Origin of the sequence: Thermosipho affectus (assembly GCF_001990485.1) — a bacterium.
In the GTDB taxonomy this organism is placed as follows: domain Bacteria; phylum Thermotogota; class Thermotogae; order Thermotogales; family Fervidobacteriaceae; genus Thermosipho; species Thermosipho affectus.
This window is the reverse complement of the sequence record NZ_LBFC01000022.1, coordinates 271915-285252: the sequence shown is the minus strand read 5'-3', so window position 1 is coordinate 285252 and position 13338 is coordinate 271915. Positions and strand designations below refer to the sequence as shown.

Sequence of the window (13338 nt, the reverse complement as noted above, 5' to 3'; positions counted from 1 at the left end):
TGATTTTTTTATTTGTCCCACTTTCGGGGGTAAGTCCAAATCTTGTGGGATTTTTATTTTAAGTATTTAACTATAAAATTATAATACTACGAGAAAAATGAGGCTGTTTAAAAAATAAACAATAAATAAATTAAAAAGCACAAAATACCTCTTCTAGCAATAAACAAAAAAATTGTTACATATAAGTTGTAGAATATGAACTTTAATAAAGCTAATATTCCTGCCAAATCTTCTCTGTATGAATATACATATTCACCAAATTTTGTTTTTATATTACCAAATAATCCTTTTTTTCAGAATTACTTTGCGCCTTACATGATTTTTTACTTATCTTACACACATACATCTCATCCAGAAACATTCAAAATAACACTTTGTGAATGAATTCTCTAAGCTACTTTCTTAAAGTAAAGTGTTCCAATTTCTAATGTCTCTTTAAATGAAAGAACAAATAGTTCTTTTAAAACTGCTAAGGAAAAAATTAAAACATCTATGTATTTTTAGTTATACTTTTGAAGATAAATTTTTGATAATGTTGTGGTAGAATATTGTTGTGAAATTTTTTGATAAGTTTATGTTTGTTTTTTTCATACTACTTATAATAAGAGAATAGATCAATAATATTTTTTTAACAATGTATTCTTTTGTTATAAGTACTTAGCTAATGATAAGTATTTCCAATTTATTATTTAAAACAAATATTGAACAAATAACAAATACAAAAATTAAAAATAACTAAAAATCTTAATAAAAAAATATTTAGATTTCATTAAATTCATTAAAATATTATGGGGTGTTGAAAAATGAAACAATTAAATGCAATCAACACAATTTCTAGATTAGTTAAAAAGGATCCGGCTGTACGTGCAATATTTGTTAAAGGTTCAGTTGCACGTGGTGAAATGGATATTTATTCAGATGTTGATTTTTACTGTCTTGTGAAAAACGACAAATTAGAAGAATTTTTAAATAGGCGTTTACATTATCTGAAACAATACAGGCCATTACTTTACTGGTCCGAAGTAAATTTTGTTGGACCTCAAATTGTTGCTGTTTTTGACAACGGGCTACATTTTGATTTTTATACTGTCACTGTTAGTAATTCACCAAAAACTGACCAAATAAAAATAATCCACGATCCTGAAGGTCTTTTAAATAATTATAAAGCAGAAAAACTTTCTATAACTGAGGAAGATTTTATAAGATATTTCAATTCTTTTTCCTTTACTATGTTAGAATTTGTATCAGCTTACAAAAGAAATGATTTAATATGGGCTTCAAGACTTGGAAGTCATTTATGTGGAGATTTAGCTGTAATTTTAAGATATATTTACGATAGAAACAATTCAAAACTAGGATTTAAAAGGTTATACAAAAATTTAGACAAAAACTTGTATAAAAAATTACACAAGGCGATGGATTTTTTAGGCCCATCTTATTTACCCAAAGGTGTAATAATGTTAACTGAAATTTTAAAAGATACAATTGAAAAAATACCAAATGAAGTTATAAGAAAAATAAATATTAAATTTTTCGAATATATGTACGATAGAATTATCAAACTCAAACAAGAAGACAAAAAGAAAATTAGCATACAAAACTCAAAAGGGTGAAATTATGATATACAAAAAATTACACAATTGGAACATAACTCCAAAAGAAGCTATAAACATTCAAAATGAATTGAAAAAATTATTAAAATTTAAAAAGTTTGAAAAAGAAACCTTTCTAGTTGCGGGGGTTGATCTTTCATTTCCAAATAAATACGGATTGGCAGTAATTGTAGTTCTAGATCAAAAATTTAACATCAAAGAAATTGTACATCACATTGAAAAAGTAAAATTTCCTTACATCCCTGGATTACTCGCTTTTAGAGAAGGCCCTATATTTTTAAAAGCTTGGGAAAAATTAAAAACAAATGTAGATATTGTTTTTTTTGATGGACATGGTATTGCACACCCAAGAAAACTAGGAATAGCTAGTCATATGGGGCTTTGGATTGAAAAACCAACAATTGGAATCGCAAAAAGTAAATTGGTAGGAAATTACAAAGAACCCGAAAAAAAACATGGGAGTTTTTCATATCTGGAATACAGCGGCGAAAGACTAGGTATAGTATACAGAAGCAAAGATAATGTCAAGCCCATTTTTATATCACCTGGATATTTAATAGATATAGGATCTAGTCTCAAAATAACAAAATTATTTATCGGAAAATACAAACTTCCAGAACCAACAAGACTAGCTCACATTTACACACAAAAAATAAAGAAAAAATTTCTATCCTGTTAGAATAACTATAAAATCAATTGGAAAGTTTATATAGCTTCTTTCAGAAGATAACGTTTCAATTATCAAATAATATTCCTCTAAGTGATCTTTTGCATATTTTATAGCAAACCTTCTTTTTGGATGTACTACTTTTACTATGTTACTGACAGTTTGAATATTTACACTTTCATCTAAAACATACACCGTATCTTCTTTTAAAGATAATTTGGGCAAGTTATATATTTTTTCTGGAATGAAACCTGCCGCCTTCCACATATAATATAAATTCACGTTATATGTTCTTGTTTGAGTTTTCGTATTGTTCAATATATAAAAATTGAAACTATTCTCCTCTTTTTTTTCTCCATTAAAAGCTTCTCTATAATTTTTCAAATCACCTGGATAGATATTTCCATCCACATCATACTTTACGGGAAAAGATATATTTTTCAGATTAAACCCATTTCTAAAATTTACTGCTAAATAAACAAGTTCTGAAGTTTTAACATTTGTCTCTATCATATCAAAAACCTTTTTAAACGTTTTAGATAAAGTAAAGATATCTTTTTTAAGTGCTGTTTTTAAAAGCTGTTCAATAATATATTTTTGTCTTTCTATTCTTCCAAGATCACCTCTAAAATCCTTTCTAAATCTCATAAAAGCAAGGAGCTCTTCACCATATAAATTGTGTAATCCTGGTTCAAAATTAATTATCAAATTTTGAGAATAATCAGTATATTTCATAGGTTGATCTATATAAACCTCAACTGGACCTATTTCATCACCAATGATCTTTATTACATCATAATCAACTATTGCATATCTATCTATTTTCTTATTCAAAAATCCTTCTACCAATTTTATCAAAGCATCTAAACCATTTCTTTGATAATACGAGTTTATTTTTTTTCCATCTATTATTAGATCTCTTGGAATACTGGAAATTTTTATATTTTTTGTCTTAGCATTTACACTTAAAAACATTATTACATCTGTTCTTCTAGTACCTTGAATATCTTTATCTAAACCTAACACCAAAAAATTCGTTTCCTCTTTAAGAGGAGAATATATCACATATAATATTATCCTAAACCAAGGAATTAAAACTATTCCTAATGAAAACAATGTAATAATAATCCCAACTGTAATTAATAAACTTTTTCTCATTCCATATAACCTATATAAGGAATATTTCTATATTTTTCATCAAAATCCAAACCATATCCAACTACAAACTTATCTTCAATATCAAAACCAATAAAATCTGCACTAACAATTGGCTTCTTTGAAGGTTTTTTAAGCAAAGTAGCTACCTTCAAATCTTTAGGATTATATCTATTCAAGTATCCTAAAATATACGATAACGTTTGCCCAGTATCCAAAATATCTTCAACCACTAAGACATATTTACTTTCAATAGGTTCATCTATCCAACTTTTTACCCTAATTCTTCCAGTAGATTCCATCCCACTATAACTTGAAACATGAATAAAAGAATATTCAACATTTAAATCAATATTCTCAACCAAATCCGTAAAAAAGTGTATAGCACCTTTCAGAACACAAACAGCATGAATTGTGTCCGTTTTTTCTTTATAATAATTCGTAATTTCAGCTCCCAATTCTTTAATACGATTTTTCAATTTTTCTTGATCAATCAAAACCTTTAAATCCATTCCATCCCTCCTCTTCAATAATTCCTGATACCACTACTGCTCCATCATCGTCATAAATTACCGCTATTTGGCCAGGAGTAATAGCAAATACCGGTTCTTCAGTCTCCACAAACAATCTTCCATCTAAAAAATATGCCTTACATTTAACTTCTTTGAACTTTTTTCTAACTTTAACATATCCTAGTAGAGAGTTAGATACATCTTGTAAAAAATTTAATTTCGAAACGGTAAACTTTTTGTTAAACACTTCATCCTTTTCGCCTACAATCAACAAATTATTTTCAAAATCTTTTTTTAACACATACAATCTTTTCCCAGTTGCAATTCCTATTTTCCGTTGTCCAATTGTGTAATTTGGTAATCCTTTATGAGTCCCCAAAATATTTCCTTTAGTATCTATTATCAATCCTGGATTAAAATTCACACCATTCTCACTTAAAAAGTTATAAATATCGTTATCAGGTATAAAACACAAATCTTGAGAGTCTTCCTTTGAATGCACATGAATATCCAATTTTTTCGCAATTTCTCTAATTTCTTCTTTTTCATATTCACCATTTGGAAATAACAAATGTCCCAATTTTCCACGTTTTATAGAAGCTAAAAAATAGGACTGATCCTTCTCTTTACTCTTTGCCTTGTACAACCTACCGTTTTTTACAATTGCATAATGACCTGAAGCAACATAGTCATTACCATCTTCTAAGATTTCATCAAGTAAAAACCCAAACTTAATCCAATCATTACAAAAAAAACAAGGGTTGGGAGTTCTTCCCTTTCTATATTCATCTAAAAAATATTTAACTATCGTTTCCTTAAATACCTCTTCAACATGTACTATTTTCATTTCTACATCGAATTTTTTTGCTACTTTCATTGCATCAAAAGTATCTGATGGACTACAACAAACTTTATGTTTTATTTCTTTTGTCAAGTAAACCGAATCTGGAATTGTTTTAATATGATAAGCAGTAACATCATACCCTTTTTGTTTTAAAAGGTATAAAGCAACTGCACTATCAACTCCTCCACTTAATGCAACACCTACCTTTATAATTTGCTCCTCCTTTCATACTTCTCACACTTTTTTGTATAAGACTTTCGTAAATCTTCCAAAGTTACAGATCTCAATGACTGTGAAAACCTATCCATAACTATTTGCCATACTTCATTTACAGTGCAAATTTCAGGTGAAGTCTTAATTTTCCCCGGTTCTACAAAACACGTAATCACAGAAGTTATATCATCCACAGCTGTCACAATATCGTAAATGGTTATTTCATCGGGATTTTTAATAAGCTTGTAACCTCCAAACTTTCCCCTAGATGATGATAAAATCCCGGCTGATACCAATTTGGACAAAATTTTTTGTGCAAATTCATATGGTATTTTATTTTTACACCTTTCAATCAATCCTTTTGTACTAAGTTGCTTATTCTCAACAGACAAAAGAAGCAATAACCTCAACGCATATTCACTTTTCATCGTAACTGCCATATTTAAATACCTCCATTTTTTAGTATAAACACATCAAAATCTTTAACACTATTTTTTCTTGCAATATTTACATCTTCAATATATATATCTATCCTCTTTCCTTGTATCAAACTCCCAGTATCTTCCGCGACTAGTAGTTTTTTCAACTGCGGAATATATATATAACTACCCAAAGGGATCAATGTGGGATCAATTGCAGCTGTAATCCACTCTCTTGCCACTTTACCAGATCTTGTTAATCTAAAAGTAGGATGTAAAGGTATTTTTCCATCATCCCACGGGGTATAAAACGTTACCATAAATCTTCCTTTGTACTCAAATAATAATTTCAAAGGATCCTTAGGTTCACCATCAACCCACAATTCAAAATGAAAGATTTTTTTAACCTTTCCCAGCGGTTTGTTAATATCCACCCAGTCATTTTCCTCTAAATTAGTTTCTATTCCCTTGTAAATTCCTAAAATACCATTTCCATGATCTATATACAAAACATCTTCACCCTTGATTGTAACTCTTCCAACTAAAATTGGATAAACTTCACTACCTGCGGCATCAATGTCTATTCCCAAATTGGTAATTCCATCTCTTGATTCCCCAAAATAACTTAAAATATTCCCAGGATCCACATCTATCGGAATTCTCAAAAATTTCTTAAAATCATCCACCGGAATTTTTATGACTTGACCTGGAATAATCTTCCTCGGATTCACTATTGCATTAAATGATATTAGCTTTTCAACTCCCCTATTTCCCAGATTAAATCTTTTACTTATACTATACAATGAATCTCCACTTCTTACAATATAAGAAATATACCCCTGCCTCAACTTCAATATATCAATAATATCTTCTCGACTAAAATTTTTCCTTAAAAAACTAATTTCAGAACTAATCTGTTTCACCAATGCCAATTCCTTTTCCAATCCTTCCTTAGATGAAATCTTATCAACTTTTAGTATCAAATCATTAACCACACTTTCCAATTTGTTTATCTTTTCAACCTGATTTATTATTTGAATTGCGGGTATACTCTTCTCGTCATTTTTGCTTTTTACATTATCTATCTCCGACAATGTTTCACTTAGAGCCTGAATTTCCAATTCTAACTTCCTTACCTTATCTGCTAAATTATAAATTTCTGCATATCCATTGTTATATTTTTCAATGGCATCATTTAAAAGCGCATTTACAGAATTCAAATCTAACTTTTGAACCAAGCCTTCTACCTCGTTTATCCTGTAAATAATTCCACGAATATTATACGATGTTAAATCAGCAGTTACTTTATTCAATTGATTTTCCATACTAGAAATTTGAAACGCTAATTTATGGGTAAAATCCTCAAGATAATCTACTTTGTTTTTTAAATTAATGTTTTTTAATTCTTTATCTAATCTTTCAATATCCCTTTTCAAACTCTTTGAAAGACTAATATAATTTTTTTCAAGCTCTTCTATCTGTTTTTCATGTTTTTCCACAACATTTTCCATAGTAAATACTCTATTTTCCAATTGATTAAACTGTTCATATGTTACATAATTACAAGAAAACAAGAATAATAAAAGAACTACTATTGCCGCATACTTTGCCATCTATCTCTTCCCACCTTTGCATAATACGAAGAGCTTCTTCCATACTTTTTAATAAGTACAGAAAACCACTTTATAGATTCATCTTTTTTGTTAAAATACCTATTTAACTCTCCAAGATAAAATAAAACTTTCTCTTCGGGTTTTCCTTCTGGAATATCAGATTTCATATAACAATCTTCAAAATTTTTTAGCGCATGCGCAAGCGCTATATCTTCTTGATTTTTATCACCTTTTTCTCTAAGTAACCACGCAACCTTTAAATATGCGTCTGCTAATTTACAATATTTTTTAGTAACAGTTGATAAAATTATAACTATCCCATATGCCTTTAAGGCAATATCTATATTTCTCTTCTCCACAAACTTACTTTTCATTTCTGAAAGTTTCTCTTTTAATCTATCCAATGCTTCAATTATCTTATCTTTTTCAACAACAGTTACAGTATTTTCAAATTTTGGTTCATATTCTGCGTAAAGACAATACGGACATACAACAACTTCATACAAAAAGGGATTAACTTCCAAAAAGTTAGGTTTCAAGTCTTCGTCATAACTTGAGATTTTCACTGAATCTATCCTTACCTTTTTACTTTTAAATTCTTTACCACATACAGGGCACTTATAATCCTTATCCCATAAACTATTCATATTATTCACCTTCCAAAAGTGCATTAACAAAATCTTCTGCATCAAACGGTTTTAAATCATCAATTCCTTCCCCTAAACCTACAAACTTTATTGGAATACCAAGTTCCTTTGCAATAGCAATTGCGATTCCACCTTTTGCTGTACCATCCAATTTGGTCAAAACTATTCCAGTAATATCCACAAATTCTTTAAAGACCTTTGCCTGTTGCAATCCATTTTGACCTGTAACCGCATCAATTACCAATAAAACTTCATGTGGCGCATTTTCAATCTTTTTCTTAATAACCCTGTTAATCTTTCTCAACTCTTCCATCAAATTCTTCTTTGTGTGCAACCTTCCCGCAGTGTCCAGTATTACAACATCTTTTTTCTTGGAAATTGCATGATTTACTGCATCAAAAGCTATTGCGGCAGAATCTGCACCTTCTTGATGTGCAATAATTGTTGCATTTGTCTTATCTCCCCACACCTTTAATTGATCAATTGCTGCAGCCCTAAAAGTATCACAAGCAGCCAAAACAACAGACTTGCCATTTTTTGAAAAGTATGAAGCTAGCTTCCCAGCAGTTGTTGTTTTTCCAGAACCATTAACCCCAACCATGCTTATAACAAATGGCAAATCGCTTATTATAAGATCATTATTTCCTCTCAAAATATCAATTAATACTTTTTTCAATGCCTCATATGCATCATCTCCATCGGCTTTTTCTATCCTTTCTAAAATATATTCAGTCGCCTCGTATCCAACATCTGACAAGATTAAAAGTTCTTCTATTTCCTCTTTTGTTTCCTCATCCAACTTTTTACCTTTTAAAATACTTTTTATCTTTCCGAAAAAAGTTTCTCTTGTTTTTTGAAGACCTTTTTTGAACTTTTCAAAAAATCCCATACTACACCTCCGTCTTATTTATTACTCCATATACTACTCCACTTTTTCTAGAAACATACTCTTCATCAAAATATTTCCTTATTTCCTTGTACAAATTATCTTTTTTTAGAGTCTTAATTACCACTTTTTTCTTTGAAATCCTCAACATTTCTTCTAAATCATCCTTTGTCAGAGGCTCATACAAAGCAAAGGAGCGCAAAGGATTTAACGAATTACTCTCATATATTGGATTTTCAAACATAGGATCACAGTATACCACATCAAACGCTCGCTCTTCTACTTTTCGAATAAAATCTTTATAATTTTCGTTTAATAATTCTATTTTTTCTTTTGACTTATTTATCCATTCTTCCTCAGAAACATAATTTGAAAGTCCCCACTTTACTACTCTATATATATGCACTGATCCTTCCGTTGCAATTACTTTTTTTGCATAATTTGCAATTAGAAGCGCATCTGATCCCAAACCACAAGTTGCATCATATACTACATCATTTTCGCTGGGGTTGATAGATTCTATTAAGTAATCTCTTTCACCATGCCTTATATTTTCCATTCTAATTTTTGCAATTCCTTGATGAAAAAAAAACTCCCCATCCCTCCATTTTATACTCAACATCTTTTTTTTATCTATAACATAATAAAAATCAATCAAACCTTTTTTTAAATATTTTGGCAAATGATTTCTATTTAAATACCTTACATCGTATTCTATGGCAAGTTTTTTTGCAATTTCTATAAGCTCCTTACTTGGATTATACGACGTTGTCACCACAAAATTCATTCCTTTTCCCTGCCCTCTTTTAAATTTTTCAGATTATCGTACAAATTCAACATCTTTTCGTATTTTTTCTTTGTTTCTTCATACTCAGATTTTACCTTCTTATACTCTTCGAAATTAACATTATACCTTATTATAGAAGTAACAACATTCACAATTAAAAAAAGCAATAAAAATCCCACAAAGCTTATGTAAAAATATTTAAAAAAATCTTTTTTTCTATTTTTTTTCACTAAAACCACCCCTTATGGAAAAGAAAAAACTTGAACCTCATCGTAAGCGTCTTTTAATATAATTTTATTTTCAATATTTTCATTTTTCAATATAGAATAATACTTCTTACTATCAGGTGTTACATAATAAATTTTTTCTTTTTCATCTGTACCAATAAATTTAATTTCAAACGTAGGATCTATATTTAATTTTACACCAGTACCTTCGTCTTCTAAATAAATTATAAAATACAAATTGTTCGTTTTTGATAAATCCAAATTCTCGTTAAATTGTGCAGTTAAAGTGTAAGTTTTTTCATAGATTCCATTGGTTAAAGTATAAATAACTTCAACATCCATATTAATACTTGAAATGTTCTTTTCAACGGTAACCATTGGTTTTATTAAAATTCCTGAAGAAATCACATTTTTTTCCATCTCTTCGCCATTTAATGTCATTTTTACATTAACACTCTTTATATTATCCAACACAAAATCATCTTCGGAAATACCAAGTTTTTCTAAAAAAATACGTCTTAAATTATCTGAATAAAATGCCTGAAAATAAGCATTTAAATTAATAATTTGCTCATCTGTGGTATCAGGCAATATTTTATCCAACGTCAACGCACAACTTGATAAAAGAAAAAACATAATTACTAAAATTATTTGAAATTTATGTTTGTAACTATTACCACGTATCCATCTTCTTCTTGACAATCTACCTTCACCCTTTCAACAGGTACGTTAAATTTAGCCGAAATAACTCTAATAACCTCTCTTTTTATTTCCTCAGAGTTTTTTTCAAAAACATCTTGTGGAATTTTTTGAATAATATCCCTTCTCCTACTCATCATATTATCCAATCTTTTTAATGCCTCTTCTCTTGAATTCTTCTTTTCATGTTTTTTAAAAATATCCAGTATCCACATAGACTTCACCTCTTTTTAAAGAAAGAAAAAAACTTTGCTAAAAAATTAATTGCAGAAGGAATATCACTTTCCAATGGAATTTCCTCTCCCTTTAAACGTCTTACTATGTTTACAAAATTCTTAGAAATACCATATTCACTTTCCAATACAACCGGCATTCCCCTATTTGTTGAAATAATAACATCATCAGATTCAGGGATAACACCAATTAACTCAATTGCAAGTGCTTTTTGGACATCCATTTCAGACAACATTTCTCCTTTACGAGCCATATTAACTTTAAACTTATTTAATATTAGTATTATATTCTTGTCATCAAAACCGTTGTTTTCCAATAACCCTATCACCCTATCGGCATCTGAAATAGCAGGCAATTCTGGTGTTGTAACAATTATCGCAAAATTTGCCGGGGCAATTGCATTTCTAAATCCTCTTTCAATTCCAGCAGGCGAATCAATTAATATGTAATCAAAATCTCCATTTAATTCTTCAACTATTTTTATCATATCCTCGGGTGTAATCATCTCTTTTGTTGCGATTTGTGAAGCTGGAAGTAAAAAAAGATTTTTCAAATTTTTGTGTCTTACTAAAGCATCCTTAGGTGAAACATTACCATTTACCACATCTAAAATGGTATATATTATCCTATTTTCAAGTCCTAACACGACATCTAAATTTTTTAAACCTACATCTGCATCTATAAGACATACTCTATTTCCATCTTTTGCCAATGCACATCCTAAATTTGCCGTTACCGTTGTTTTTCCAACCCCACCCTTTCCCGAAGTTAACACATAAACTTTTGCCATAAAACCACCTCTACTTCTTATTCCGGTTTTTTGCAAAATAAATTAACTCACTTTCAATGAATAAATCGATATCTCCATCCATAACAGCATCTATATTTCCAGTTTCAATATTTGTCCTGTGATCTTTTACCATAGTATAAGGTTGAAAGACATATGATCTAATCTGATTTCCCCATGAAATATCTTTTAACTCACCTTGTATTTCCTCAAGTTGTTTTTGCCTTTTTTCAAGTTCTAATTGATATAGTCTAGCTTTTAACACTTTCATTGCCGTTTCTTTATTCTGCAATTGAGATCTCTCTGTCTGACAAGTCACGACAATTCCCGTTGGTATATGGGTAATTCTCACAGCAGATTCCGTCTTATTTACATATTGTCCACCTGCACCTGATGCCCTATACGTATCTATTCTCAAATCTTCTGGATTAATATCGATGTCAATATCATCTTCTATCTCCGGCATTACATTCACAGATGCAAAAGACGTATGACGTCTTTTGTTTGCATCAAAGGGTGAAATTCTCACCAATCTATGAACACCTCTTTCATACTTTAAATAACCATAAGCATACTCACCCTTTATGTAAAGTGTTGCACTTTTTATCCCCGCCTCTTCACCTGGTTGATAATCAACAACCTGCACATTAAATCCTCTTCTTTCTGCCCACCTCATATACATTCTAAGCAACATAGATGCCCAGTCTTGAGACTCCGTTCCACCCGCACCAGGATGAATTGTCAAATACGCATTGCTTGCATCAAATTTTTCGTTTAATATCAACTCAAGTTCAAAAATTTTAACCTTCTTTTCTATTTCCTCAATCAATTGTTTTACAGTCTCCCAAAAAGTTACATCTTCTTCTACAAGTTCCAATCCAGCTTCTAAATCTTCCATTTTATTTTCTATATCTTTCATATCTTCTATTATCTTTCTTATTCTTTGCGCTTTTTGAGAAATTTCCTTTGCTTTTTTTTGATCACTCCAAAAATCCGAAGCTCCCATTAAACTTTCCAATTCTTTAAGTTCTTCCAATTTATCTTGTGGGTGAAATACCTTTACAATATCTTCGTATTTTTTCTTAACTTCATCTATTCTTTGTTTTAATTCATAATCGATCATATAAACCCTCCTCTATTTTAAAATCACATAAACTATTCCGGAAAATATCACAAAAAGACTTAAAATAGTAATTTCTTTTAGATAAGTGTATTTTTCCATATTTATTTTTACATTAGTATCCTTCATTACTTTTTCACTTTCATTATATGCAGTTACCACAACCAAATATTCACCTGTCTTCTTAATTCCGTTCCATTTGAAAATATTCTCACCAGGTACTCCAGAAAACCTATAACTCTCCACCTTTTCATTTTCGCTGAAAATATCAATGGTAATAGTTGCAAATGTTGTTAAAAAGATCTCCAAATCCCATTTATCTCTGTACCAATCACCATTAGGTGAAAATTCATCATAACTATTTCTCAGATACAAATCTAAATTTTTCTTGTGAAAATTTAATTCAACGGGCACTTTTTCTTTAAAACTAATCAAAATATCCTTTTCAATAACCTTGTATCCTGGTGATAAAAACTTTAATTTATGTGCACCAATTGGAATTTTAAGCTCATCTTTCTTGTCTTTAACTACTCCATAAAAAGCATTATCAATATAAACATTTACCGGATAAACATTTGAAAAAATCACAATACTTCCCGCTTTTTGGGGACGAATTTTTAAAATTACACCATTTGCACTAATAAACACATTTTTTGATATTACCATATAACTATCCGATTTAATTTCAACAAAATGATAACCTTCACGTCCAAAAGATATTTCCAACTGTCCAAAAATATCTGTTTGTCCAATATAGTCACCATCTATATACACATCTAAAAATGGTTCGGTAATTAAAATCAATGTGTAAGGTTCAACATCATAATTTCCAAACATTATCCCAAAATTTATAGAAAACTCTGAAAATATCACTAAACCAAATACTAGAAAAACACAAATTAAAGTCTTTCTCAT

Annotated in this window: 16 protein-coding genes; 2 read left to right on the top strand and 14 right to left on the bottom strand. The window is 29.7% G+C overall.

The features are described 5' to 3' along the window. Positions 1–803: 803 nt before the first annotated feature. Both XJ44_RS08325 and nfi read left to right on the top strand, forming a co-directional pair. Entirely contained in the window at positions 804–1613 is an 810-nt protein-coding gene (locus tag XJ44_RS08325) for a nucleotidyltransferase domain-containing protein (protein WP_077198692.1), read from the top strand. A gap of 4 nt (positions 1614–1617) precedes the next feature. Continuing rightward, a complete protein-coding gene (gene nfi, locus XJ44_RS08320; RefSeq protein WP_075666513.1) occupies positions 1618–2292 on the top strand; it encodes an endonuclease V in 675 nt (224 codons plus the stop codon). Here nfi and XJ44_RS08315 read toward each other — a convergent pair. Genes XJ44_RS08315 through XJ44_RS08250 form a run of 14 tightly spaced genes read right to left on the bottom strand, consistent with a single transcriptional unit; the run spans position 2281 to position 13338 of the window. Continuing rightward, on the bottom strand, positions 2281–3438 hold the full coding sequence (locus XJ44_RS08315; protein WP_077198691.1) for an LCP family protein: 1158 nt from the start codon (positions 3436–3438) through the stop codon (positions 2281–2283). The two genes, nfi and XJ44_RS08315, sit on opposite strands and share 12 nt — an antisense overlap. Beyond that, on the bottom strand, positions 3435–3947 hold the full coding sequence (gene hpt, locus XJ44_RS08310) for a hypoxanthine phosphoribosyltransferase (RefSeq protein WP_077198690.1): 513 nt from the start codon (positions 3945–3947) through the stop codon (positions 3435–3437). The genes XJ44_RS08315 and hpt overlap by 4 nt, the downstream gene beginning before the upstream one ends. Beyond that, positions 3925–5001, bottom strand: a complete 1077-nt coding sequence (mnmA, locus tag XJ44_RS08305; protein ID WP_077198689.1) for a tRNA 2-thiouridine(34) synthase MnmA — start codon at positions 4999–5001, stop codon at positions 3925–3927. The genes hpt and mnmA overlap by 23 nt, the downstream gene beginning before the upstream one ends. Then, positions 4998–5444: an RrF2 family transcriptional regulator gene (locus XJ44_RS08300; protein WP_075666509.1), complete on the bottom strand. Its 447-nt coding sequence runs from the start codon at positions 5442–5444 to the stop codon at positions 4998–5000. The genes mnmA and XJ44_RS08300 overlap by 4 nt, the downstream gene beginning before the upstream one ends. A gap of 2 nt (positions 5445–5446) precedes the next feature. Beyond that, positions 5447–7036, bottom strand: coding sequence for a 3D domain-containing protein (locus XJ44_RS08295; RefSeq protein WP_077198688.1), 1590 nt, complete (start codon positions 7034–7036; stop codon positions 5447–5449). Further along, positions 7015–7683, bottom strand: a complete 669-nt coding sequence (locus tag XJ44_RS08290) for a DUF2225 domain-containing protein (protein WP_077198687.1) — start codon at positions 7681–7683, stop codon at positions 7015–7017. The genes XJ44_RS08295 and XJ44_RS08290 overlap by 22 nt, the downstream gene beginning before the upstream one ends. Position 7684: 1 nt before the next feature. Further along, positions 7685–8572, bottom strand: a complete 888-nt coding sequence (ftsY, locus tag XJ44_RS08285) for a signal recognition particle-docking protein FtsY (protein WP_077198686.1) — start codon at positions 8570–8572, stop codon at positions 7685–7687. A 1-nt stretch (position 8573) separates the two neighbouring features. Beyond that, positions 8574–9356 carry a class I SAM-dependent methyltransferase gene (locus tag XJ44_RS08280; protein ID WP_077198685.1) on the bottom strand — a complete coding sequence of 261 codons (783 nt, stop codon included), beginning with the start codon at positions 9354–9356 and terminating at the stop codon, positions 8574–8576. Beyond that, complete coding sequence (locus tag XJ44_RS08275; RefSeq protein WP_077198684.1) at positions 9353–9586, bottom strand: hypothetical protein; 234 nt, start codon at positions 9584–9586, stop codon at positions 9353–9355. The genes XJ44_RS08280 and XJ44_RS08275 overlap by 4 nt, the downstream gene beginning before the upstream one ends. A gap of 12 nt (positions 9587–9598) precedes the next feature. Beyond that, positions 9599–10219, bottom strand: coding sequence for a hypothetical protein (locus tag XJ44_RS08270; protein WP_157648511.1), 621 nt, complete (start codon positions 10217–10219; stop codon positions 9599–9601). 11 nt (positions 10220–10230) lie between these two features. After that, complete coding sequence (locus tag XJ44_RS08265; protein ID WP_075666502.1) at positions 10231–10497, bottom strand: trigger factor; 267 nt, start codon at positions 10495–10497, stop codon at positions 10231–10233. Between the two features lie 5 nt (positions 10498–10502). Continuing rightward, positions 10503–11306, bottom strand: coding sequence for a septum site-determining protein MinD (gene minD, locus XJ44_RS08260; protein WP_077198683.1), 804 nt, complete (start codon positions 11304–11306; stop codon positions 10503–10505). 10 nt (positions 11307–11316) lie between these two features. Beyond that, positions 11317–12426: a peptide chain release factor 2 gene (gene prfB, locus XJ44_RS08255; protein WP_077198682.1), complete on the bottom strand. Its 1110-nt coding sequence runs from the start codon at positions 12424–12426 to the stop codon at positions 11317–11319. A 12-nt stretch (positions 12427–12438) separates the two neighbouring features. After that, positions 12439–13338, bottom strand: coding sequence for a PEGA domain-containing protein (locus XJ44_RS08250; protein ID WP_077198681.1), 900 nt, complete (start codon positions 13336–13338; stop codon positions 12439–12441).

Bases quoted from the DNA above. Each gene is read 5' to 3' on its own strand.
- XJ44_RS08325 (WP_077198692.1), top strand. From the start codon at position 804: ATGAAACAATTAAATGCAATCAACACAATTTCTAGATTAGTTAAAAAG.
- XJ44_RS08300 (WP_075666509.1), bottom strand. From the start codon at position 5,444: ATGGCAGTTACGATGAAAAGTGAATATGCGTTGAGGTTATTGCTTCTT.
- XJ44_RS08265 (WP_075666502.1), bottom strand. From the start codon at position 10,497: ATGTGGATACTGGATATTTTTAAAAAACATGAAAAGAAGAATTCAAGA.
- nfi (WP_075666513.1), top strand. From the start codon at position 1,618: ATGATATACAAAAAATTACACAATTGGAACATAACTCCAAAAGAAGCT.
- XJ44_RS08315 (WP_077198691.1), bottom strand. From the start codon at position 3,438: ATGAGAAAAAGTTTATTAATTACAGTTGGGATTATTATTACATTGTTT.
- XJ44_RS08290 (WP_077198687.1), bottom strand. From the start codon at position 7,683: ATGAATAGTTTATGGGATAAGGATTATAAGTGCCCTGTATGTGGTAAA.
- minD (WP_077198683.1), bottom strand. From the start codon at position 11,306: ATGGCAAAAGTTTATGTGTTAACTTCGGGAAAGGGTGGGGTTGGAAAA.
- prfB (WP_077198682.1), bottom strand. From the start codon at position 12,426: ATGATCGATTATGAATTAAAACAAAGAATAGATGAAGTTAAGAAAAAA.
- XJ44_RS08295 (WP_077198688.1), bottom strand. From the start codon at position 7,036: ATGGCAAAGTATGCGGCAATAGTAGTTCTTTTATTATTCTTGTTTTCT.
- ftsY (WP_077198686.1), bottom strand. From the start codon at position 8,572: ATGGGATTTTTTGAAAAGTTCAAAAAAGGTCTTCAAAAAACAAGAGAA.
- XJ44_RS08270 (WP_157648511.1), bottom strand. From the start codon at position 10,219: ATGTTTTTTCTTTTATCAAGTTGTGCGTTGACGTTGGATAAAATATTG.
- hpt (WP_077198690.1), bottom strand. From the start codon at position 3,947: ATGGATTTAAAGGTTTTGATTGATCAAGAAAAATTGAAAAATCGTATT.
- XJ44_RS08250 (WP_077198681.1), bottom strand. From the start codon at position 13,338: ATGAGAAAGACTTTAATTTGTGTTTTTCTAGTATTTGGTTTAGTGATA.
- XJ44_RS08280 (WP_077198685.1), bottom strand. From the start codon at position 9,356: ATGAATTTTGTGGTGACAACGTCGTATAATCCAAGTAAGGAGCTTATA.